Source organism: Pantoea sp. PSNIH1 (assembly GCF_007680655.1).
Classification (GTDB): Bacteria; Pseudomonadota; Gammaproteobacteria; order Enterobacterales; family Enterobacteriaceae; genus Pantoea; species Pantoea eucrina.
In genome coordinates this window covers 926,044-947,508 of sequence record NZ_VEIP01000001.1, presented here as the reverse complement: position 1 = coordinate 947,508, position 21,465 = coordinate 926,044, and the positions used below count along the sequence as shown (strand labels likewise).

The window sequence follows — 21,465 nt, the reverse complement described above, 5'->3', positions numbered from 1 at the left end:
TGCCGCGGATTTTTTACAGGGTCTGCTTCAGCGCTTTACTTTACGCAGGCAGAGCACTGATTGTGGATCTGCTGGAAGAAATCGTTACCTTTGTCATCGACCAGAATAAACGCCGGGAAATTTTCCACTTCAATTTTCCAGATCGCCTCCATGCCCAGTTCGGCATACTCAACGCACTCAAGGCTTTTAATACTCTGCTGCGCCAGTACCGCTGCCGGGCCGCCAATACTGCCCAGGTAGAATCCGCCATGCTTATGGCAGGCGTCAGTCACCTGTTTGCTGCGGTTACCTTTGGCCAGCATTACCATGCTGCCGCCGTGCGACTGCAGCAGATCGACATAAGAGTCCATCCGGCCTGCGGTGGTAGGGCCGAGGGAACCGGACGCGTGTCCTTCCGGCGTTTTGGCCGGACCGGCATAGTAGACCGGATGATCTTTAATGTACTGCGGCAGCCCTTCGCCATTATCGATACGCTCTTTGAGTTTGGCGTGAGCGATGTCGCGCGCCACAATAATGGTGCCGTTCAGCGACAGGCGGGTAGCCACCGGATAAGCGGAGAGCTGGGCCAGAATATCCTGCATCGGGCGATTAAGATCTACCTGCACCACTTCGCCTTCGCCCTGCTGGCGCAGCGCTTCCGGAATATAGCGTCCCGGATTATCTTCCAGCTTCTCAATCCAGATGCCATCGCGGTTGATTTTAGCTTTGATGTTACGGTCAGCAGAACAGGAGACGCCCATGCCTACCGGGCAGGAGGCACCGTGACGCGGCAGTCTGACCACGCGAATGTCATGAGCGAAATATTTACCGCCAAACTGCGCGCCCAGTCCGAGCTGCTGCGACGCTTCCAGCAGTTCCTGCTCCAGCACGATATCGCGAAACGCCTGACCGTGCTCGTTGCCTTCCGTTGGCAGCGAGTCATAGTAATGCGTTGAGGCGAGCTTAACCGTTTTTAGCGTGCTCTCCGCAGAGGTGCCACCGATCACAAATGCAATATGGTAGGGCGGACAGGCAGCGGTGCCGAGCGACATCATTTTATCAATCAGGTAGTTTTTTAATTTTGCCGGCGTGATTAACGCTTTGGTTTCCTGATAGAGGTAGGTCTTGTTCGCTGAACCACCGCCTTTAGCGATGCAGAGGAACTTATACTCATCGCCATCCACGCTGTAGAGATCGATCTGGGCCGGCAGATTGGTGCCGGTATTGACCTCTTTGTACATATCCAGCGGGGCGTTCTGCGAGTAGCGCAGATTATCTTCGATATAGGTGTTATAGACGCCCTGCGACAGCGCCGCTTCATCGCCGCCGCCGGTCCAGACGCGCTGGCCTTTTTTACCCATGATAATCGCGGTGCCGGTATCCTGGCAGGTTGGCAGTACGCCTTTAGCAGCGATTTCTGAGTTACGCAGAAACTGCAGCGCGACATACTTGTCATTCTGACTCGCTTCATCATCCGCCAGAATAGCGGCAACCTGCTGCTGGTGTGAGGCGCGCAGCATAAAAGAGGCGTCATGAAACGCCTGCTGCGCCAGCAGCGTCAGCGCTTCTGGTGCGACTTTCAGCACCTCCTCACCCTCAAAGCTGGCGACCGAAACGTGCTCGCGGCTCAGCAGGTAATATTCAGTATCATCTTTGGCGAGAGGAAAGGGGTTCTGGTAATAGAAGGGTTTGTTCGACATGTTGGCTCACTTAGCTTCGTGTTGCCCGCCTGCGCGGCGGGCGGCAAATTAGGCGATCTGTGGTGCTATTTTCTCTCGCCAGCCCGTATCAGGAGCTGACTGGCGAGCATAGTAACACTGAAACAGGCTGACGCGGCTGCGTTTTTTAACATCAAAGCAACATCATCAGAACATCATAACCATCCAGGGATAAGCGATAACCATCAGCGCCACCAGGAAGAGGGCGCCAAAGATGGTGCCAAGCCGCCAGTAATCTTTGGTCGGCAGATAGCCGCTGCCGTAATAGATAGGGCTTGGGCCGGTACCGTAAGGGGTGATAATGCCCATCACACCCAACGAGGTACACATCATCAGGCAGAACACCGGCATATTAATGCCTGGAATTGAGGCGGCGATAGTCAGCATGGCGGGCAGCAGGGCAGTGGTATGCGCCGTGGTGCTGGCAAACAGATAGTGCAGCAGATAAAAGGCAATCAGCAGCACCACTGCGGAGACCTGAGGATCGTAACCCTGTAGCAGCACCGCCCCCTCTTTGCCCAGCCAGGCAATAAAACCGACGCGTGCCAGACCATCGGCCAGCGCAACCAGCGTGGCAAACCAGGCAAAGGTATTCCAGGCGGCTTTATTGCTGGTGATATCACTCCAGTTAAGTACGCCTGTCCAGAGCATCAGCACAATCACCAGCAGCGCGGCCATAGCGGGCTCGATCCATGCCGTTGCGAAAATCCACATCATCAGCGCCGCGACGACAAACAGCAGCAGCAGGATCTCATTGCGCGACAGGCGGCCCAGCTTTTCCAGCTCGGCGGTCGCCCAGCGCGGTACCTCATCATTGACTTTGACTTCCGGCGGATAGAGCCAGTAAGCCAGCAGCGGCATGGTGAGAATCAGCAGGATCCCCAGCGGCAGGAAAGCGAGGAACCACATCCCCCAGCTGATATCGAAACCAATAACGCTCTTAACCAGGGCCAGTGCGAGCAGGTTAGGGGCCAGCGCAGAGAGAAACATCGAGCTGGTGATACAGGCTGCGGTAATCGCCACCCACATCAGATAAGAGCCGATTTTGCGGGCGCTGGGGTCATTAGGCTTAGAGCCATAGAGCGGCGGCAGGTTGGCAATAATCGGATAGATAGTCCCGCCGCTGCGGGCGGTGTTAGACGGCGTAAACGGCGCCAGCAGCAGGTCAGCGAAAGTAATCGCGTAGCCCAGCGTCAGACTGCGGCGACCGAGATATTTTACCAGAATCAGCGCCAGCCGGCGGCCAAACTGCGTTTTATCGTAGCCGGCTGCAAACATAAAGGCGCCAAAAATCAGCCAGACCGTAGAGTTGCCGAAGCCGCTGACTGCCCATTTGAACGACTGCGCTGCCGTTTTAAATGCCGGGTCGGCCAGCTCTGCCGGGCTAAACAGCACCCACTGGCTAAACAGCGCGATGACCACCACGCCGGTAAGCCCAATCACGGCGCCCGGCAGCGGCTCAAAAATCAGGCCGACAATAACACCGACAAAAATGGCGAAGAAGTGCCAGGCGTAGGGCTCCAGTCCGGCAGGTGTCGGCACCAGCAGCAATAGAAGTGCAACCAGTACCGGCAGGCAGAGCATCAGCAGGCGATTTTTTTTACCCGGCGCCGCAGGCGGCGCTTTGGTGGGTTCATGCGATTGCGTTGATAGGTTCATAGTTTTTGTCTGCACGTTGAGAAGAATGCGATATCAGTACCAGTGCCTTTATACCTGGATGATCCATTTTGCGGCATCAGTACAGGAAGTTCATGACGCTTGTGTTAAAGCAGAAAGCAATTTTGTTTCGCGAATTATCTAATTTATGCCGCTATGATGCGATTAATTAAAATACCTATTTTGATCCAGATCAATAAAATAGAGCGCTTATTTTTATCTGCGTTATTTTCAGTGTGTTATGACGCTTATTCAGGGCGTGCCTCACGATATAATGCAGGATGTGAAGCGCTTTCTTTCCAATATCTGGCAGGCGTGTGATTTTTAACTCAATGAAATATATAGTTTATTTTTGTGATTTGAATTAACTTTGATTTTAATCAAGTTTTGAACGAAACTTAGCGGAACGCGTTACGCTCCTTCCCTGCTGAAAATAGGCTTTCCTTATCGGTATTTTATATAACTAATGATATAAGTTATGTAACTAAATTAAATGTTATATTTACAGAATGAAGTCGGACCACTTTAATTATTTAACCGGTCACACTGCCAGGAATTGAATTTCATTTTTGATTTTCGGAGTCGCTTATCATGAACACGCTTACCCCGCTGCTAAAACCCCTTACCTTGCCTAAAGGTGCCGTGCTGAAAAATCGTCTGGTGATGGCACCCATGACAACCTGTACCGGCTATTACGACGGTGGCGTCACCAGCGATCTGGTTGACTACTATCGGGTGCGTGCCGGCACAATCGGCACCGTCATCGTAGAGTGTGCGTTTATCGATAATCGTGGTCCGGCATTTCCTGGCGCCATCGCCATCGACAGCGACAACAAGATCCCGGGACTGGCCAGAATAGCCCACGCGATCAAATCTCAGGGTTCTAAAGCTATCCTGCAGATTTACCACGGTGGCCGCATGGTTGAGCCGGCGCTGATTGGCGGGAAAACGCCTGTCGCGCCCAGCGCCATCGCGGCGCCGCGCGAAGGGGCCACCACACCGCAGGCGCTGACCGCAGATGAAGTCGATGTCATGATCAAAAAGTTTGGTGATGCGGTGAACCGTGCCATCAAAGCGGGTTTTGATGGCGTGGAAATTCACGGTGCCAATACCTATCTAATCCAGCAGTTCTATTCGCCTAACTCCAACCAGCGCAGCGACAAATGGGGCGGCAGTCGCGATAACCGGGCGCGCTTTCCGCTGGAGGTCCTGGAAATCACGCATCAGATGGCCGATCGCTTTGCTGCCGCAGACTTTATTATCGGCTATCGCTTTTCACCGGAAGAGATTGAAGTGCCCGGTATCCGCTGGGATGACACCCTCTATCTGCTGGAGAAGCTCGCCGCGCGCGGCCTTGATTACGTGCACTTCTCCGTCGGTCAGCTGCTGCGTCCTTCCATTGTTGACACCAGCGACCCCACGCCTCTGATTACCAAATACATTGCGCAGCGTTCAGCACAGCTGGCCCGCATTCCGGTTATTGGCGTCGGCGGCGTGGTGAATAAAGAGGATGCCGAACTGGCGCTGGAATCGGGCTTCGATCTGGTTGCCGTCGGGAAAGCCTGTATCGCCTGGCCCAACTGGGCGGATCGCATTATTAATAATGAGCACCTTGAACTCTACATCGACAGTACCAAACGCGAGGAGCTGACAATTCCGGAGCCGCTCTGGCGCTTCTCGCTGGTGGACGCCATGATCCGCGACGTCAGCGACGGCCATCGCAAATATAAAGCCGGTGTGTATCAGGCGAAGGTAGAGGCGGAAGCGCTGAAGCTGAAAATCAACGTCACGCTGGATACCGATCGTATTACCGACATTGAACTGGTGCCGGATCCGGCGCTGGATGTTGACTTCACCAGTACGTTTGAAAGTCTGCGCGAGCGCATTCTGGTTGCAAACAGTCCGCACGTCGATGCGGTTACCGGGGCCACTACGCAAAGCGAGGCGCTGAAAAAAGCGGTATCGCGTGCGCTGGCAACCTCCAGCAAAGAGTATGTGATTGAGGAAGGGGGCAACCCGAACGCGCCGGTCAATTACGATGTTGTGGTCATCGGCACCGGCGGCGCAGGTCTCGCGGCGGCTATTCAGGCACATGACGACGGCGCCCGCGTGGTACTGATTGAAAAAATGCCCACCATTGGCGGAAATACCATTAAGGCGTCAGTGGGGATGAACGCCGCCGAGACGCGCTATCAGAGGCTGAAAGGCATTGAAGACAGCAAAGCGCTGTTTTATGAAGAGACGCTGAAAGGCGGTAAAGGTAAAAATAATCCGCAGCTGCTGCATGAGTTTGTCGAACGCGCGCCGGAAGCCATTGAGTGGCTGGCAGCGAAGCAGATTGAGCTTAGCGATATTACCATCACAGGTGGAATGAGCATTGACCGTACGCACCGGCCTGAAGATCGCTCAGCGGTAGGGGGCTTCCTGATCAGCGGGCTGGTGAAAAATGTTAACCAGCGCAACATTGAGGTGCTGCTTGAGACCTCAGTCGCTGAAATTCTGTGTGAAAACGGCGTGGTAACCGGGGTTAAGGTGGTGGATGAGTATAACGACAGCCGCATTCTCAACGCAAAAAGTGTGATTGTTGCCACCGGCGGCTTCAGCGCCAACCGGGAGATGGTAGTGAAATATCGTCCGGAACTGGATGGCTTTGTCACGACCAACCACGCCGGAGCCACCGGCAGCGGCATCGCGATGCTGCAGCATATTGGCGCCGGTACGGTTGATATGGGCGAGATTCAGATCCATCCCACGGTTGAACAGACCACCTCCTATCTGATTTCAGAAGCGATGCGCGGCGGCGGGGCAATTCTGGTAAGCCAGGCGGGCAAGCGTTTCTATAACGAAATGGAGACGCGCGATAAAGTCTCTGCGGAGATTATTGCGCTGCCGGAGAAAAGTGCCTGGATCATCTTCGATGAGCAGGTGCGCCGTAATAACAAAGCCGCTGACGAATATATCGCCAAAGGATTTGTCATCAGCGCACCCACGCCGCACGAGCTGGCGGTTAAGCTCAATATGGACCAGGAATCACTGCAGAGTACGCTGGGTCGCTACAATGAGTGTGTGATTAACCAGCATGACGAAGATTTTGGCCGCAAAACGGCGCTGCGCCATCCGCTGAATCAGGGGCCTTACTACGCTATTCGCGTGGCGCCTGGCGTTCATCACACCATGGGTGGCGTCACCATCAACACGGAAACCGCAGTGCTGAATGCGCAGAACCAGGCGATCACCGGCGCCTGGGCTGCCGGGGAAGTGGTCGGCGGTATTCACGGCGCCAACCGCATCGGCGGGAATGCCGTAGCGGATATTATCATCTTTGGTATCAAAGCGGGGCATAACGCCGCTAAACTCGCCTTAGGTAATTAACCTGCACCGGTGCCCGTCTGCGCGGGCACCGGTAGTAATGAGGCAACTATGGCTAACGAGGCAGGTGTCTACAGCTATTCAGCCGTTCAGATGGGATCGCCTGTGCTGCTGAAACTCTTTGAAAATAACGCCGCGCTGGCACAGCAGGTGTTTCGCCTGATTGCACAGCAGGAGAATCTGTTTACCGTCAACCGGGTGCAGTCAGAGGTCATGGCAATTAACCATGCCGCTGGCGAGCGACCGGTGGCGGTCAGTCCCGCAGTGTTTAATCTGATTCAGGTGGCCCATACGGTCAGCACGCTGCCGGACAGCGCGTTCAACTTCGCCATTGGTCCGATAGTTAAGCGCTGGAAAATTGGTTTTCAGGGTAACAGCGTGCCCGCTGCCGCTGACATCACCGCGCTGTTGCCCCTTACCAACCCGCATCAGGTCGTGCTGGACGCTGCGGCGCAGTCGGTTTATCTGCCGCAGCGCGGTATGGAGATCGATCTCGGTGCCATAGCCAAAGGCTATATTGCCGATCGGGTGCAGCAGTGGCTGCGTCAGCAGGGAGTGACGCAGGCGCTGATCAATCTTGGCGGCAATGTGCAGACGCTGGGTGCGCCCCCGCATGAACCGCAGGGGTGGCAAATTGGGCTGAAAAAGCCCTTTGCTGACGATAACGCGTTACTCGGCGTAATCGAGGTGCGGGAGAAATCAGTCGTCACGTCCGGGATCTATGAGCGTTACTTTGAACAGCAGGGGCGCTGCTGGCACCATATTTTTGACCCGCGTACCGGCTATCCGCTGGATAATGAACTGTTAAGCGTGACGGTGATAAGTGACCGCTCGCTGGATGGCGACATCTATACCACGCTACTGTATGGCATGGGCACAGAACAGGGACTGAACTGGCTCGCCAGCCAGTCCGACATCGATGCCATTTTTGTCACCCGCGATCGGCAGATCGTCTGCTCTTCACCGCGTCACTACCGATTCCGGCCAGCTGATACCACGTGGAAACTGCACTACTGACAATATTGCTGCAGCAGCGAGCGATATTCCGGCTGCAGACGATAGCGATAGACCGGACGTCCGGTGGCGCCATAGTGAATGCTGGTAAACAGAATATTGATCTGCGCCAGCCAGATGAGATATTTGCGGCAGGAGACGCGTGAAATATTCACCTCTGCAGCCAGCTCATCGGTCGAGAATTCCTGTGCGGGGTGCGCATCTATCCACTGACAGAGCGTGCGCAGCGTTTGTGGCGTCAGGCCTTTGGGCAGACGCTTATTGTCGTGATGCGTTGCCGGATTGCCGTGGATCAGCAGATCGACGTCAGATTGCTGATAGTGCTGGTGGTTATCCATCAGCGATTTTTTCTGCTGCCAGCTGGTCAGCGCCTCTTCAAAACGCGGAAACTGAAACGGCTTAATAAGATAATCCACCACCCCGTAGTGCAGCGATGTTTTGATATTTTCTGCATCAGCCGCAGAGGAGATAATAATCACTTCTGTCGGGCTTTGCGCTTTTCGCAGCTCAGGCAGCAGATCCAGGCCATTCTCCTGCTGCATATAGATATCCAGCAGCAGCAGATCGATCGGCGTGTCGCTATTGAATAAAAAATCGCGCGCCTGCTGCAGCGTTGCCGCCGTACCACAGCAGTTAAAACCGGGTACCTGACCGATAAAACTGCGGTTGAGTTCGGCAACCATGGCATCATCGTCAACCACTAAAACATTAATCATGCGGTTTAATTTCCTTTATCCCAGGGTAGCTGGACTAAAAATTGCGTGAATACGCCGGGCTCAGACTCTGCGCTGACGCTGCCGCCAAGGCTTTCCACCTGCTGCTTAAGCAGAAACAGTCCGACTCCGCGGTTTTCGCCTTTGGTGGAGAAACCTTTATCAAAAATGGTCGCCAGATGCGCAGCATCAATGCCCGGTCCGTCGTCGCTCACTTCGCAGGTCAGCCAGCCGTTTTGATAATGGAGCATCAGGTGGATCTCTCCTTCGGTCTGCTCGCGCAGCGCATCAAGCGCGTTCTCGACCAGATTGCCGGTTACGGTAATCAGCGCCGCCATCTGCGCTTCGCTGCCGCTGTCTGGCAGGTAGCTGGCGTCGCTGATAGTGAGCCGGTGCCCGCAGTCTGAGGCGCGATTGATTTTACTTAACAGGATCCCCGCAATCACCGGGGATTTAATCTTATCCAGCAAAAAGCCGATCTCTGTCTGATAGTTATTGGCGGTTTTCAGGATATACGCTTCAACCTGCGCATAGTTTTTCATATGCAGCAGGCCGAGGATCACATGCAGCTTGTTCATAAACTCGTGCGAGCGTTCACGCAGGGCGTCGACATAGTTTACCATGCCACTTAAGCGCTGCATCAGCTGGCTGATCTCGGTTTTATCCCTGAACGTACAGACCGCGCCAATAATCCGCTCCGCCGTGCGTACCGGAACGGTATTGGTCAGCAGCAGTCGGCCATTCACGTTAATCTCCTCATCGCGCCGCGCCCGTCCGCTCTGCAGCACGCTGCGCAGCTGCGGTTCGACGGCGGTGGTGTCAGCGCGCCAGCTTTCATCAGGCGCGCGCTGCGTCTGTGCTGCGTCGCTCAGCAGATGGCAGGCAGCCTGATTGATCAGCGTCACTTCATGCCGATCGTCCATCGCCACCACGCCCTCTTTGACGGAATTGAGAATGGCCTGACGCTGCTCAAACAGGGTAGAAATCTCATAAGGTTCCAGCCCGAACAGAATACGTTTCAGCACGCGCACCAGGATCAGCGTACCCAGCGCGCCCGCCAGCGCGCCGATCAGAATAGTCCAGAGGATGATCCAGCGGCTCTGGTTAATCTGATCGGTGACGGCATCCAGTGAGATACCGATAGCCACTACCCCAATCTGCTGATGCTGGGCATTGAACACCGGGGTAAAAACACGCAGTGCCCGAACCAGGGAGCCCTGATTAACAGAGACATTTTCCTGACCGCGCAGCGCAGGCTGAATATCGTTGCCGATGAAATGCTGACCAACCAGTTCCGGATTACGATGGGAGTAGCGTATGCCCGCCATATTAGTGATCGTGATAAACAGCAGATTATTGCTGGTCTCAACCGCTTTTGCGACCGGCTGCAGATGAGCTTCAGCGGGGGAGAGCAGCAGCGCTCGCTGAACATCTGGCGATGTGGCCAGCGTACGCGCGACGGCCATCGCTTTATCTTCCAGCTGTGACCGGGTAGAGGCACCAATCTGAAAGAAATAGAACATATGCACGGTACACAGCACCAGGACAATCACGGCGCTCAGCATCAGCGTGACCAGCGTATTAAGTTTCATTGTCCGCCGGCGCATCGGCGTAGCAGGGACTGAAGGCGTCATGGTGGCGTTCACTTAGCGGAAAAGGGGCCTATTATGACGGATAATGGCGGCGCGGTTGCGGAAAATATAACAGGCCACTCTGAATAATGGCCTGCAGATAAAACGGTATGCAGAACTTAAGCGGTTTTCACACGACTGGCGAAGCTTTTACGCAGCTTCTGCAGTTTAGGCGGGATGACTGCCATGCAGTAGCCGTTGCGCTGACCCGCACCTTCCCAGTAGTCCTGATGGTAGGCTTCCGCCGGATACCAGGTTTTGAGCGGTTCTACGGTTGTCACCACCGGCACATCATGATCTTCCTGCGCGCGCGCAATGGCTGCAATCGCTTCTGCTTCCTGTTCAGCATTAGCAGGGAAAATCGCTGAGCGGTACTGCGTTCCGATATCATTTCCCTGACGATTAAGCTGGGTAGGATCGTGCGTGGCAAAACTGATATCCAGCAGATCGCCGTAGCTTATCTGCGCCGGATCAAACCCGATACGGATAGCTTCAGCATGACCGGTTGCCCCGCTGCATACCTGCTCATAAGTCGGATTAGGGCGCTCCCCGCCGGTATAGCCGCTTTCAACCGATTCAACACCAATTACATCTTTAAAAACGGCTTCGGTACACCAGAAACAGCCGCCCGCAACGATCGCATATTCGGTTGCCATTACATTTACTCCTGTCAGGTCGAAAGCTTAAGAGTGCGGGTGAACGGAGCGGAATTCAACCCGATAATCGCAGACCGCACAGGCTGTTCAGGTAAAACGTACTCAGCTGTCCGGGGCGGACTGGCTGAGCAGAGCCTGGAGTCGTGCCGTCAGCTGCTCAAGACTATATTTTGTTGCCTGCCGGACGACCTCTTCGCTTTCGCCGGAAAAACGCTGACAACAGGTCTGAATAGTGCCATCAGGCAGGCCCCAGGCAAACCAGACGGTGCCGGCTGGTGTACCATCCTCACCGCCATCTGGTCCGGCATAACCGCTCACTGCAATGCTGCTATCGTCGCCGGAAAGCGCTTTTGCGCCTGCAGCCATTTCACGCACGGCGGCTTCGCTGACGGCGCTGTCACGTGCCAGCGTCTCTTCACTGACGTTCAGCACCCGATGTTTCGCCTGATCGGTATAAGTAATAAAGCCGCTGCTGTAAAACTGGCTGCTCTGGCCGACGGCCGCGAGGGTAGAGCCGACCCAGCCTGAAGTACAGGATTCTGCGGTGGTGACAGTCAGTTTTCTTTCAAGCAGAAGATCGCCCAGAATAGTTGCCGTTTCGATTAATTTCCGATCCATATATGCATCCCGATTTATCATTAAAATGTCAGTCAGCCACGCTTCGATTAAATAAACGTTGCCGGATGATAATTATTATAGATGGTGAGTCCGTTTTATCTGGTTAATATGAACTCAGCAGAAGAATATATTAAGCGGGGCGGGTCAATCCGAAGGGGTTGATTATTAATCAGGCAGGGGTTCTGTCGTATGGTAATTACAGATTCTGCATGGAAATATAAGCGTAGCGGGGCAAGGGCAGGGCGATAAATAACAGATCTGGCAAAGGGATAAATATCGTATGGCGCAATGCCGCCGGGCGTGTAGCTATAACGGACGACATTTGCCAGTAGTGGTCTATACTGAAATTTGAGAACCTGGCGCAAGCTCACATTCTCAGGAGGTAAAGTATGAAAAATGAGTATCCGGTTATTGGGGAAGCCGCCTGGGCGTTAATGATGCGCCGTGCAGATGTGACTCTGGCATCCCTCACGGCTGAACTGCATCAGATGGCTTGCCGCGAAACAGATGCGGTGCGCGACAGCCAGATCCATGAGGCGCAGCAGTGGCTGCTGGACTATCGCTCTACAGAGCAGGCCGACCGTCGTTCTGATTCACCGTTAAAAGCGCTGTCAGAGCGATCGGATAGCGTTACCGTTGCCGGCACCGGTGCACGCCGCCATTAAGCTCCCTGCTCATCGTCAGCCTGTGGCGGCGATGAGCGCACTTCCCGCTGATCTCCCGTCTGAAAATGTGCGTAAATTTGTCTCAATCCTCATCTGATAGCACTTTTTGCAAAAAAAACTTACCTCACCATTCATTATTCTCTGTACAAGTTTTTTGGGAATCCTGTACAACAGGTTAGATTTCCACTTTTTTATTGTTAATTTTAACATTTTACGGGAGTCACTTATGCGCCAGAACGGATATGCTCCGAACTCAGTTGAGGCGATTGCCAACTACTTTAGTAAAGCATCGCTGCCGTCTCAGCAGGAAACGCTGGGACAGATTGTCGTGGAGATTCTGCGTGAAGGCCGCAACCTGAATCGCAAATCCATTTGCACTAAGCTGTTACGTCGCCTTGAACTGGCAACAGAAGCAGAAGAAGAGCAGCATTATCATCAGCTTATCGGCTTGCTGTTTGAGCGGGAAAGCTAATACCAGATTTACGACCGGGTTATATTCAGACTAAGTAAACAGGGAAGAGTGCACAACCTCATGTATAACCTGTGACCAGCTGTATCGCGCCACGCACTGCGTGGCGCTGTTTTACTGTCGTACTTCATCTTGAAGTGGCGGCAAACAGAGATTCACTATGAAGATGAGCAAACACCAGAAGAGTATAGACGAAATCATAGGTGAAGCTGCCCTGACGCTGCTTCAGCGCTCCGGGCCTGTTAATACCCACGCGCTGATGGCAGAGCTGCAGAATATGCAGATGCAGGCCACCGATGAAGAGTATCGCACCGCAATCAGCATGGCCCTGAAAGAGGTCCGGACCAGCATTTCTCTTGGTCAGCAACAACGAAACGAACCGGAAAAAGATAACGTTCATCCCCTGTTTGGCAATGATCAGTCATCCGGCAATAGCCGTAAGCATTAATCCAGCCCGATAAGGTATACTGCGGCCTTATCTTTAACAGTTTGAGACGGAAAAATGGCAGATTTTCAAAACTTATACAATGTGCTGCCTGATAATGAGCTGGCTGCGCATTTTCGCGATGCCGGCCATGCGTTAAGCGATGAGTCACAGGTGCTGGATGGGGTAATACGCAGCATCCTTGCTACTGAGGGACGAGTGACTAATAAGTCGATTATTCTTTACCTGATTATGGCGCTGGAATCGGCCAGTGGCAGCGCTGAAGCTGACGTTCTGCGTCGCACACTGGAAATTGTTGTTGGCTATACGCCAGATGATGCCTGACCACGCTTTCTGCTCTTCCATCCGTGAAGAGCTTCTCCCATTTTCCTTTCAATCCTGCTCAGGCGTTTCTTTCTTTTCTGTACACTTTTAGCTGATTTGTACAGTTAATTAAAGGCAGCGCACTTAATTAACGTCATTCAGTTTAAAGTTGTACATCTGCCTGATTAACGCTGAAATAGCTATTCGGTTGCTTAACGGCTCAGGCTCACTCCAGGGACATTTACCGTGACCTGACGAACCGGGCGCGCATTCAGACGCTTACTTCTGCCGGACTTAATTTTTTGCAGCCAGCTTTGCAGCTGTTTTATCTCTTCCTGCGCGGCAGATTCATTGCTGACATTGCAGATAAAGAGCTGGCTGAGCGTCTGATGCTCTGCTGCAGTAGCGTAGATTTCAAAGCGGCCATCGCGCTGCTGTAATTCTACGCTGGTAAAGTGCAAATGCTCCCATTGCTGTAACCGTGTTTTAAATCGAGCGAAATCCATAAAAGTTCCTTAACTTCTTATAGTGATTATTGGTACTAACGTGACTAAAGGAACATAGACCAGAATCAGAAAAACGCCAGAATAAAAAAATAAAAATTTTAACATGCTGAGTTTGCTGCGTTAATTAACGTGCTTTTACCGTCTCGCTTATTATTTCTGCGCCTCAGGCTGGCTTACGCCAATAAAAAAATTACTTTTATGATGAAAAAACCGCCCGAAGGCGGTCAGAAGGAGGGGCGTCTATTCAGGCTGCTTATCACCCGATTCTGGCGCACTGCCCGCATCATCATCAGGCAGTTCAGGCTCATCTTTATCAGGCTGATAACCTGCGTGAGCACGCTGTACAGGTTTATGATGCATTGATCTCTCCTTACGGGTTACGTCTGTGGCTTTTCACTGCCCAGTTCAGCACCGGTTTCCGGATTAACATCAGGATTCGAGGCGGTTCTGGTGGCCATAGCCTTCAGCGCTGCCGCTTCATCCGCAGAGAGCACCACTGAGGCGTGACCATCGCCGCCATCTACGGCAGGCTGAGGATCGGCGACATAGTTGAAGTTCTCATCTGAATTCCAGCTGCCGCGTACATCATCCCCGTCAGACATACTGAAATAAGTATGCGCATACTCTTCGATTGGCGGCAGTTTACCCGGCGGAAAGTTATTGCGGATAGAGCAGAGCGCCTTTTCAAAAGAGAGCTGGTGGGCGGCTTCACGCGTCATCAGAAAGCCCAGCGCATCTTTTACGCCGACGTCATCAGTCACATTAATCAGGCGTTCATAAATAATCTTAGCGCGTGACTCCGCGGCGATATTGGAGCGCAAATCCGCCGTCACTTCGCCAATAGTATCGATATACGCTGCGGTCCATGGCACGCCACCTGAGTTTGTCAGCGGCGGGCCGCCACCATAGAGAATAGAGGTAAGATGACTGTCATTACCCGCACCGGTAATAGAGCGATAAAGTTCGCCCTCCGCTTCCGTGCCTTCAGCCAGCTTGCCTTTGGCCCCTTTATTAAGCATACCTACCAGCGAACCGATAATTTCAAGATGGCTCAGCTCTTCGGTCGCAATGTCCATCAGCATGTCACGGCGTCCGAGATCGTCATCTCCCAGACCCTGAGTAAAATAGCGCATGGCAGCTGCCAGTTCGCCCTGCGGGCCGCCAAACTGCTCAAGAAGCAGATTGGCCAGTCCGGGATTCGGTTCACTTACCCTGACGGTGTACTGCAATTTTTTAACGTGTCGAAACATGGCTCACCTCAGTGTTAACAGTCAGGCCGATAGGCTGGCCTTTGTAATAATGCGTTACTGCTGTTCCGCAATGGTTGTGAGTTTTTCATCGGTAGATTTTTCTTCAGCCAGCGTTTCTGCCAGCAGACTGGCGGCCTGATCGAGGCCCAGCTTTTTGGCCATGGCCACCAGCGTGCCGTAGGTGGCAATTTCGTAGTGTTCAACTTTCTGCGCCGCGCCTATCAGGCCAGCATCACGCACCGGGCCCGCTTCGGTCGCGTCAATCAGCTCCTGCGCTTCCTCTACCAGACCTTCCAGCGCATGGCACTTCATGCGTTTAATGCGTAATTCTTCGTGCGCTTCCACTGCCTGATCAAGACGATCAATTTGTCCCTGGGTCTCTTCCAGATGTTGTTTAAAAGCTGCTTTAAGCGTTTCATCAGAAGCTGCACGCGCCATTTTGGGCAGCGCGCGGGTAATCTGTTTTTCTGCACTATAAACATCTGAAAGATCGTGAATAAAAAGGTCGAGCAAAGATTCAACTTTCATAAGCGTTCTCCATGCAGTAATAAACAGCAAAGCAGACGTCAAATGACGTATGCAGTTTATTCATTAATATGAGATTTCAGACAGCAGAGGTTAGCGTTCTCTGATGCGGAATAGTCATTAAACGCGCAATCACTGCGCCGCAGAGTTTATCCCTGAAATAAGCTGTCAGGCGCCGCGATTGCCGCTTTGACTCCCTTTCTTGCCAGCGTCAGACGCCTTTTCACGGTCGTTGCCGAAACTTCCGCCGCTATGCTGTCCGCCTTTTTTACCCGCTTCAGATGCCCGCTGTTTGTCGTCTGCGAAATTACCTGAACCGCCTCGATGTTGAGTCATAATATATTTCCTCTTCATGAGTTGATAATGACATGATCTGAATGACCAATCATGTGCGAGCTGCGTATTTAATAGTAATCGCGTTTCTTTAATCTGCAAGCGGGACGGTTTGATTATGTGCTTATAAGAATTATCTGCAGAGTCTGATTTTGTAGTCTTTATTATATTTAAGCGCAGCGACAATTACCGCATCGTTTAAATATAATTATGCGCTTCGGTTAACAATTAATTTATTGAAGCATCAGATGAATATTGTCGGCGGGCTGATTCGCAGCATGTTGTTTTCTCGATTAAGGTTAGTTATTACCCTGTAACGAGGAGAAGAGGTGATGACCGACTCTGTGACTACGGCTGAACTGGAACTGCTTGATCGCTACTGGCGAGCAGCGAACTATCTGTCTGTGGGCCAAATCTACCTGATGGCGAATCCGCTGCTGCGTGAAACGTTGCTGCCTGAGCACATTAAACCAAGATTGCTGGGACACTGGGGGACCACGCCCGGACTCAATTTTATCTATGCCCACCTCAACCGCGTTATTCGCCAGCGCAACGCTGACCTGCTTTACGTCTGCGGCCCCGGGCATGGCGGCCCCGGTATGGTGGCCAATAGCTGGCTGGAGGGAACCTACAGTGAAATCTACCCGCAGGTTAGTGAAGATGAGCAGGGTATGCAGCGTCTGTTCAAACAGTTCTCTTTCCCCGGCGGCATTCCGAGCCATGCGGCGCCTGAAACGCCAGGCTCAATCAATGAAGGGGGAGAGCTGGGCTATTCGCTCTCGCACGCTTTTGGCGCCGCATTCGATCATCCGGATTTAATTGTGCCCTGCGTTATTGGTGACGGTGAAGCAGAGACCGGTCCGCTGGCCGCCAGCTGGCACGGGATCCATTTTCTTAATCCGCAGCGTGACGGGGCCGTATTGCCTGTTCTTCACCTCAATGGCTACAAGATCGCTAATCCGACGCTGCTGGGGCGCACCAGCGACGAAGATTTGCAGCAGCTCTTCAGCGGGTATGGCTATGAGCCGCTCTTTGTCTGTGGCGATGATCCACAGCGCATGCATCAGGAGATGGCCACTACGCTGGATCGCGCTTTTGATACTATCGCATCCATCCAGCAGCGGGCGCGCAGTGGCACCCATAGTGAAGAGATACCGCGCTGGCCGATGATCGTGCTGCGCACGCCAAAAGGCTGGACAGGACCCAAAGAGGTTGATGGCAAAAGGGTCGAAGGATTCTGGCGCGCGCATCAGGTGCCGGTCGCCGGATGCCGCGAGGATGAGGCGCACAGGCAGATCCTCGAAGCGTGGCTGCGCAGTTATCAGCCTGAAACGCTGTTTGACGCCAGTGGACGTTTAAACGCTGAACTACGGGCGCTGGCTCCGGCGGGTGATAAACGGATGAGTGCGACCCCTTACGCCAACGGCGGGCGGCTGCGGCGGCCGCTTGCCACGCCTGATATCCGGCAGTTTGCGCTCGGGCTCAGCGCACCGGGCGCAGAGCAGGGCGAAGCGACGCATCAGTTTGGCCTCTATCTGCGCGAAATTTTTCGCCTCAATAGCGATAATTTCCGTCTTTTTGGTCCGGATGAGACCGCTTCAAACCGGTTGTCGCCGGTATTTGACGCCACCAGCCGCAGCTGGATGGCGCCGCTGGAGCCGTGGGATGAACAGCTGGGACGCGACGGACGCGTGATGGAGATTCTGAGCGAGCATCAATGTCAGGGCTGGCTGGAGGGCTATCTGCTTACCGGGCGTCACGGCCTGTTCAACTGCTATGAAGCGTTTATTCATATTGTCGACTCCATGTTTAACCAGCACGCTAAATGGCTGAAAGTGTCGCGCAAACTGCCGTGGCGGCAGCCAGTCTCTTCCCTGAATTATCTGCTTTCGTCTCACGTCTGGCGTCAGGATCATAACGGCTACAGCCATCAGGACCCTGGTTTTATCGATCACGTTGTGAACAAAAAGGCAGACATAGTGCGCGTCTGGCTGCCGCCTGATGCCAACTGCCTGCTCTGGACGGGCGATCACTGTCTGCGTACCTGGGATCGCATCAATGTCATCGTGGCGGGTAAGCAGCCCTCACCACAGTGGCTCGATATCGATAGCGCGATTGCGCACTGTGAAGCGGGCATGGGCATCTGGCAGTGGGCCAGCTGCACAGATGAACCTGACGTGGTGATGGCGTGTGCAGGCGATGTACCGACTATGGAAACGCTGGCGGCGGTCGATCTGCTGCGGGAGTTACTGCCGTCGCTGCGCGTGCGCGTAGTAAACGTTGTTGATCTGATGGCGCTGCAGAGTGATGAGCAGCATCCGCATGGCAAAAGCGAGGCGGAGTTTGAGCACCTGTTTACCGCTGACAAGCCGGTAATCTTTGCCTTCCACGGCTATCCGGGGCTGATCCATCGTCTGACTTATCAGCGTAATAATCATTGTAATTTTCACGTGCATGGATTTAACGAAGAGGGCACTACCACCACGCCTTTTGATATGACCGTGCTGAACCGGCTCGATCGCTATCATCTGGCGCAGGCTGCGCTGCTGCATGTGCCCGGCGTGGCTGAAGATCATCCGGATCTGCTGGACGATCTGCAGGCGCGTCTTGCGGCGCATCACGCCTGGGTGCGGGAGTATGGTGAAGATGTGCCTGAGGTACGCAACTGGCGCTGGCGAGCCGCTGCGTCCTCAGCGTCATCTCTCAGGGGTGTTTAGGCGGCATACGGCGGCGCTGATAGCGTTTTTTCCCCAGAGCTAGCGCGGAGGCGCTGGCCGGGTCGAACAGGGAGAGGCTCTCAATCTGATCAACCATCAGCACCTTACGAAAATCGAGGGCGCTTTTCGGTGAGGAGAGGAAACTGATCTCATGCTCGTGATACCAGCGGCTATAGTTGTGCTCAATCGCAAGATTCAGCGTGCGCGCATCGCGATAGCCGCTCAGCATCGGGATCATCACGATATTTGCCGTGCCGGGAAATTCAAACGTGGCGGCGTGGATCATGCCAATGTAAATCCGGCGGGACTTCAGCGTAACCCATGCCAGTTCACCCTCTTCCATGCAGTGCAGCAGCAGCTGTTCAATACCGTTAGAACGCGAGAGGCGCTGATATAACTCTTTACGGCTGCCGGGTGTCAGGCGGGCGCTGCCGGCCCAGTTGGAGCGGTAAACACAAAATATCACCGCAAAGGTCAGCATAATGACCACCGGTGCCTGGATGCCCAGAAAGCTCCAGGTCATAAAATCGACGTGCCAGTTAGCATGATGTTCAGCACTCAGGCCGAACGTGTTATTCGCAAACGAGGCGCCCAGCAGCAGGAGCCAGACAATAGCCGTTGCCAGCACCCCTTGTACCACAAAAATGCAGCCGTAAAGGGCAATCAGAAAATAGACGTCCCAGCCGAATGAGCGCTTTATTTTTAGCCGGCTGGACATATCGCGGCTGGTATACCAGTAACCGCATACCATCAGAACCATGAAAATCGCCGTGCCCATTTAAATTTCCTTCAGAGTTGAAACGTGTTCAGCAAAATCTTTATGGACTTCAGGACTGAGCGGGTTGACCGAGGCGTTGCCATCTTCATCGATTATAATTCTGTCACCATCCTCCATCGACTCAGTGATATCCTGTTGTGTCATGACCTGCAGTAAGGATTCAGGGCTGCTGAACAGCGAGCATAAAAAACGTTTCATGACGGGCGTAAATCCTTTCAGTATTAAAAGTTAAGTCTGGAGCAAAACCGGGAAAGTAAAACGACTTTAAGAGTTGTCTGCAGCAGGAGAAACAGCAAGCGTAACGGCAGATTAAAGCGAGGAGAGTGAGAAGAGAGCGAAGAGGTGAACTGCAGCACATCCCTGTGCTGCTGGCTAATCAGGAACCTTTACGGCTGCTCTGGCCACCTTTTTTGCCTGCTTCAGATGCTTTTTTAGGGTCATCTTTAAAGCTGCCGCCGCTTCCGCTGCCGCTTTTCTGTCCACCTTTTTTGCCCGCGTCAGATGCTTTCTGCTTATCGTCTGCGAAGTTACCTGAACCGCCTCTGTGCTGAGTCATGATATAGCCTCTTGAAGAGTGTTTAATAACATGATGAATCATTGCAGTTATGTGCGTGGTACGTTTTAAAGAATAATGGTGAATGCAGTCTCTGCAAGCGAAGCGGAAAATATAATTAAGTAATTGTTTTAAAGCACTTTTAAAGATTTTTTTATGGCGCACAAAATATAAAAGCTGCAGCCAGAATTAAAAAGCGTCATTAAATTAGCAGCATAGCGAATTAAACAGGCCAGTGATGTCGGAGCGGTTTAGGGCGGTTATCCGGAATAATTGGCAAAATTAATCAGATATGTGAGCCAGAGAGGCTTTTCGCCCTGAGTCAGATACGCAGGGCAGGCGGATCAAATCAGCATCCCCAGAATCTGCAGCACGCTCTGCTGTGAGGCGGTGACAAAAGGAATATCTTTAATATGCTGCATGCCAAACGCCTCATAGAATTTTCTGGCTCTGACATTAGCGTCCATCACTTCCAGCCACAGGTAGCCTTCCTGCCGGCTGCGCGCGCTGGCAATGATGCTCTCAAACATCCGTCTTCCGACGTTTTTGCCTGTTTCCTGCGGATCGAGATAGAGCTTGCAAAGCTGAGCACCCCGCATCCCGGAATCGGGCACCGGCACACTCCACTTTACTTTGGCAAAACCGATAGGCTGCGCTGACTCAGCAATCAGCCAGCTTTCACTGGCATCGGTCAGGCTGCTGGCAAGCGCATCCATGCCGTACTCTTTGCTGATAAACGCATCCATTTCATCTGCAGAGACCCACAGGTGTTTAAAGTGCGCGCTGTAGGTCATACGCCCCAGCTGCTGCAGTAAGCCGGCGTCTTCCGGCCGGGCGTGGCGAATAGTCAATGCCATTATGCGGATTCTCCATGAAGTCTGCGCCACGTGCGACGCAGAGTGGTACACACTCCTGACGGGCGATAATACGCGAATGGCGTGCGGGATGTGATAGCGATCTGCTGAAACCGCGCAATAAGGGTTTAAGCGGTGTCGCTTTTTGCACGACGGCAGGCTGAAAATAATGACTGGCAGGGGGAGCTGGTCAGCGCTGCGGCAGCGCATAAAAAAGCAGCAACGTAAATATTGAAACCGCTTTTATTCACCTGCGTTTTTATCGCGGGTGAATAAGCTTCTGCAGGCAAATAAACTCATTAAATTGCGTCTCTCTTAACGCAGGCCGGAGGCGGCCTCAGAGGCCGAAACGTAAACTCTCCGCGCGTTTTGCCGTTTCATATACGTATTGCAGCATCGGCTCCAGATCGGCATCGGGTCCGGCGCTGATGATCTTGCCGCGCAGCCACTCAATTTCGCTGGTAATATCCGGATGGAAAATCGTATTGTTCTGCGCATTACGCAGCCACTTCAGCAGGAAATTATTTTTCCCCCGCAGATGAGCGCTTTTTTTGGATTGAGCATGGATTTTAAGCGCAACCAGAATGCAGTAGTAAAAATGGACGCGCTGACTATAGTTTTGCACCATTATATCGCTCTTTATCATCGATATCGTTGACCCGCGTCAGTGTGCATAAATGCATCATTCAGGTCAATTCCGCTGCAACTGAAGC

The 21,465-nt window shown here is 53.1% G+C and carries 22 protein-coding genes; 7 read left to right on the top strand and 15 right to left on the bottom strand.

The genetic code is table 11. The features are described 5' to 3' along the window. Positions 1-35: 35 nt before the first annotated feature. A complete protein-coding gene (gene fumA / locus FS690_RS04385; RefSeq protein WP_071668755.1) occupies positions 36-1,679 on the bottom strand; it encodes a class I fumarate hydratase FumA in 1,644 nt (547 codons plus the stop codon). Between the two features lie 165 nt (positions 1,680-1,844). After that, positions 1,845-3,356 (bottom strand): anion permease, encoded by a 1,512-nt coding sequence (locus FS690_RS04380; protein ID WP_039383942.1) that lies wholly within the window; start codon positions 3,354-3,356, stop codon positions 1,845-1,847. A 588-nt stretch (positions 3,357-3,944) separates the two neighbouring features. On the opposite strand from FS690_RS04380, the gene FS690_RS04375 reads away from it, so the two are divergent. After that, positions 3,945-6,725, top strand: coding sequence for a flavocytochrome c (locus FS690_RS04375; protein ID WP_145339120.1), 2,781 nt, complete (start codon positions 3,945-3,947; stop codon positions 6,723-6,725). 48 nt (positions 6,726-6,773) lie between these two features. Beyond that, positions 6,774-7,739 carry an FAD:protein FMN transferase gene (locus FS690_RS04370; RefSeq protein ID WP_071668757.1) on the top strand — a complete coding sequence of 322 codons (966 nt, stop codon included), beginning with the start codon at positions 6,774-6,776 and terminating at the stop codon, positions 7,737-7,739. Here the strand turns inward: FS690_RS04370 and dcuR are convergent. The 4 genes from dcuR to FS690_RS04350 form a co-directional block, all read right to left on the bottom strand. Next, complete coding sequence (gene dcuR, locus FS690_RS04365; protein WP_039383949.1) at positions 7,733-8,452, bottom strand: two-component system response regulator DcuR; 720 nt, start codon at positions 8,450-8,452, stop codon at positions 7,733-7,735. The two genes, FS690_RS04370 and dcuR, sit on opposite strands and share 7 nt — an antisense overlap. A gap of 5 nt (positions 8,453-8,457) precedes the next feature. Next, positions 8,458-10,041 (bottom strand): sensor histidine kinase, encoded by a 1,584-nt coding sequence (locus FS690_RS04360; RefSeq protein WP_211049170.1) that lies wholly within the window; start codon positions 10,039-10,041, stop codon positions 8,458-8,460. 158 nt (positions 10,042-10,199) lie between these two features. After that, positions 10,200-10,736 carry a peptide-methionine (S)-S-oxide reductase MsrA gene (gene msrA, locus FS690_RS04355; protein WP_145339119.1) on the bottom strand — a complete coding sequence of 179 codons (537 nt, stop codon included), beginning with the start codon at positions 10,734-10,736 and terminating at the stop codon, positions 10,200-10,202. Between the two features lie 102 nt (positions 10,737-10,838). Beyond that, on the bottom strand, positions 10,839-11,354 hold the full coding sequence (locus FS690_RS04350) for a CinA family protein (protein ID WP_104084788.1): 516 nt from the start codon (positions 11,352-11,354) through the stop codon (positions 10,839-10,841). A 389-nt stretch (positions 11,355-11,743) separates the two neighbouring features. Between FS690_RS04350 and FS690_RS04345 the strand changes: the two genes are divergently transcribed. From FS690_RS04345 to FS690_RS04330, 4 genes are all read left to right on the top strand, one after another. Continuing rightward, positions 11,744-12,019, top strand: coding sequence for a hypothetical protein (locus tag FS690_RS04345; RefSeq protein ID WP_104084789.1), 276 nt, complete (start codon positions 11,744-11,746; stop codon positions 12,017-12,019). Between the two features lie 226 nt (positions 12,020-12,245). Beyond that, entirely contained in the window at positions 12,246-12,491 is a 246-nt protein-coding gene (gene ycgZ / locus FS690_RS04340; RefSeq protein ID WP_039383960.1) for a regulatory protein YcgZ, read from the top strand. 157 nt (positions 12,492-12,648) lie between these two features. Then, the gene (locus FS690_RS04335) at positions 12,649-12,936 is read left to right on the top strand and encodes a hypothetical protein (RefSeq protein ID WP_039383963.1); all 288 of its coding nucleotides are present in this window, start codon (positions 12,649-12,651) and stop codon (positions 12,934-12,936) included. A gap of 54 nt (positions 12,937-12,990) precedes the next feature. Continuing rightward, complete coding sequence (locus FS690_RS04330) at positions 12,991-13,257, top strand: biofilm development regulator YmgB/AriR family protein (protein WP_039383965.1); 267 nt, start codon at positions 12,991-12,993, stop codon at positions 13,255-13,257. A 191-nt stretch (positions 13,258-13,448) separates the two neighbouring features. Here the strand turns inward: FS690_RS04330 and FS690_RS04325 are convergent, their stop codons facing one another. The 4 genes from FS690_RS04325 to FS690_RS04310 form a co-directional block, all read right to left on the bottom strand. Further along, positions 13,449-13,742, bottom strand: a complete 294-nt coding sequence (locus FS690_RS04325) for a hypothetical protein (protein ID WP_052246483.1) — start codon at positions 13,740-13,742, stop codon at positions 13,449-13,451. 377 nt (positions 13,743-14,119) lie between these two features. Continuing rightward, entirely contained in the window at positions 14,120-14,992 is an 873-nt protein-coding gene (locus tag FS690_RS04320; protein WP_145339118.1) for a manganese catalase family protein, read from the bottom strand. Positions 14,993-15,046: 54 nt separating this feature from the next. Beyond that, a complete protein-coding gene (locus FS690_RS04315) occupies positions 15,047-15,520 on the bottom strand; it encodes a ferritin-like domain-containing protein (RefSeq protein ID WP_039383968.1) in 474 nt (157 codons plus the stop codon). A gap of 165 nt (positions 15,521-15,685) precedes the next feature. Then, complete coding sequence (locus FS690_RS04310; RefSeq protein ID WP_094111797.1) at positions 15,686-15,853, bottom strand: general stress protein; 168 nt, start codon at positions 15,851-15,853, stop codon at positions 15,686-15,688. Between the two features lie 329 nt (positions 15,854-16,182). On the opposite strand from FS690_RS04310, the gene FS690_RS04305 reads away from it, so the two are divergent. Next, complete coding sequence (locus FS690_RS04305; protein WP_145339117.1) at positions 16,183-18,567, top strand: phosphoketolase; 2,385 nt, start codon at positions 16,183-16,185, stop codon at positions 18,565-18,567. Here the strand turns inward: FS690_RS04305 and FS690_RS04300 are convergent. The 5 genes from FS690_RS04300 to FS690_RS04280 form a co-directional block, all read right to left on the bottom strand. Next, positions 18,554-19,345, bottom strand: a complete 792-nt coding sequence (locus FS690_RS04300; RefSeq protein ID WP_039383973.1) for a hypothetical protein — start codon at positions 19,343-19,345, stop codon at positions 18,554-18,556. The genes FS690_RS04305 and FS690_RS04300 overlap by 14 nt on opposite strands. Next, positions 19,346-19,543 (bottom strand): hypothetical protein, encoded by a 198-nt coding sequence (locus tag FS690_RS04295; protein ID WP_094111795.1) that lies wholly within the window; start codon positions 19,541-19,543, stop codon positions 19,346-19,348. Between the two features lie 178 nt (positions 19,544-19,721). Then, positions 19,722-19,901 carry a KGG domain-containing protein gene (locus tag FS690_RS04290; RefSeq protein WP_039383978.1) on the bottom strand — a complete coding sequence of 60 codons (180 nt, stop codon included), beginning with the start codon at positions 19,899-19,901 and terminating at the stop codon, positions 19,722-19,724. 341 nt (positions 19,902-20,242) lie between these two features. Beyond that, on the bottom strand, positions 20,243-20,755 hold the full coding sequence (locus FS690_RS04285) for a GNAT family N-acetyltransferase (protein WP_094111794.1): 513 nt from the start codon (positions 20,753-20,755) through the stop codon (positions 20,243-20,245). 334 nt (positions 20,756-21,089) lie between these two features. Next, entirely contained in the window at positions 21,090-21,380 is a 291-nt protein-coding gene (locus tag FS690_RS04280; protein ID WP_145339116.1) for a DUF2913 family protein, read from the bottom strand. Positions 21,381-21,465: the final 85 nt, after the last annotated feature.

Excerpts from the sequence above, each read along its gene's own strand:
- FS690_RS04285 (WP_094111794.1), bottom strand. The coding sequence starts at position 20,755 with ATGGCATTGACTATTCGCCACGCCCGGCCGGAAGACGCCGGCTTACTG.
- FS690_RS04295 (WP_094111795.1), bottom strand. The coding sequence starts at position 19,543 with ATGAAACGTTTTTTATGCTCGCTGTTCAGCAGCCCTGAATCCTTACTG.
- FS690_RS04320 (WP_145339118.1), bottom strand. The coding sequence starts at position 14,992 with ATGTTTCGACACGTTAAAAAATTGCAGTACACCGTCAGGGTAAGTGAA.
- FS690_RS04325 (WP_052246483.1), bottom strand. The coding sequence starts at position 13,742 with ATGGATTTCGCTCGATTTAAAACACGGTTACAGCAATGGGAGCATTTG.
- FS690_RS04375 (WP_145339120.1), top strand. The coding sequence starts at position 3,945 with ATGAACACGCTTACCCCGCTGCTAAAACCCCTTACCTTGCCTAAAGGT.
- FS690_RS04310 (WP_094111797.1), bottom strand. The coding sequence starts at position 15,853 with ATGACTCAACATCGAGGCGGTTCAGGTAATTTCGCAGACGACAAACAG.
- FS690_RS04315 (WP_039383968.1), bottom strand. The coding sequence starts at position 15,520 with ATGAAAGTTGAATCTTTGCTCGACCTTTTTATTCACGATCTTTCAGAT.
- FS690_RS04280 (WP_145339116.1), bottom strand. The coding sequence starts at position 21,380 with ATGGTGCAAAACTATAGTCAGCGCGTCCATTTTTACTACTGCATTCTG.
- dcuR (WP_039383949.1), bottom strand. The coding sequence starts at position 8,452 with ATGATTAATGTTTTAGTGGTTGACGATGATGCCATGGTTGCCGAACTC.
- FS690_RS04380 (WP_039383942.1), bottom strand. The coding sequence starts at position 3,356 with ATGAACCTATCAACGCAATCGCATGAACCCACCAAAGCGCCGCCTGCG.
- ycgZ (WP_039383960.1), top strand. The coding sequence starts at position 12,246 with ATGCGCCAGAACGGATATGCTCCGAACTCAGTTGAGGCGATTGCCAAC.
- FS690_RS04330 (WP_039383965.1), top strand. The coding sequence starts at position 12,991 with ATGGCAGATTTTCAAAACTTATACAATGTGCTGCCTGATAATGAGCTG.
- FS690_RS04350 (WP_104084788.1), bottom strand. The coding sequence starts at position 11,354 with ATGGATCGGAAATTAATCGAAACGGCAACTATTCTGGGCGATCTTCTG.
- FS690_RS04360 (WP_211049170.1), bottom strand. The coding sequence starts at position 10,041 with ATGAAACTTAATACGCTGGTCACGCTGATGCTGAGCGCCGTGATTGTC.
- FS690_RS04300 (WP_039383973.1), bottom strand. The coding sequence starts at position 19,345 with ATGGGCACGGCGATTTTCATGGTTCTGATGGTATGCGGTTACTGGTAT.
- FS690_RS04335 (WP_039383963.1), top strand. The coding sequence starts at position 12,649 with ATGAAGATGAGCAAACACCAGAAGAGTATAGACGAAATCATAGGTGAA.
- FS690_RS04290 (WP_039383978.1), bottom strand. The coding sequence starts at position 19,901 with ATGACTCAGCACAGAGGCGGTTCAGGTAACTTCGCAGACGATAAGCAG.
- FS690_RS04345 (WP_104084789.1), top strand. The coding sequence starts at position 11,744 with ATGAAAAATGAGTATCCGGTTATTGGGGAAGCCGCCTGGGCGTTAATG.
- msrA (WP_145339119.1), bottom strand. The coding sequence starts at position 10,736 with ATGGCAACCGAATATGCGATCGTTGCGGGCGGCTGTTTCTGGTGTACC.
- FS690_RS04370 (WP_071668757.1), top strand. The coding sequence starts at position 6,774 with ATGGCTAACGAGGCAGGTGTCTACAGCTATTCAGCCGTTCAGATGGGA.
- fumA (WP_071668755.1), bottom strand. The coding sequence starts at position 1,679 with ATGTCGAACAAACCCTTCTATTACCAGAACCCCTTTCCTCTCGCCAAA.
- FS690_RS04305 (WP_145339117.1), top strand. The coding sequence starts at position 16,183 with ATGACCGACTCTGTGACTACGGCTGAACTGGAACTGCTTGATCGCTAC.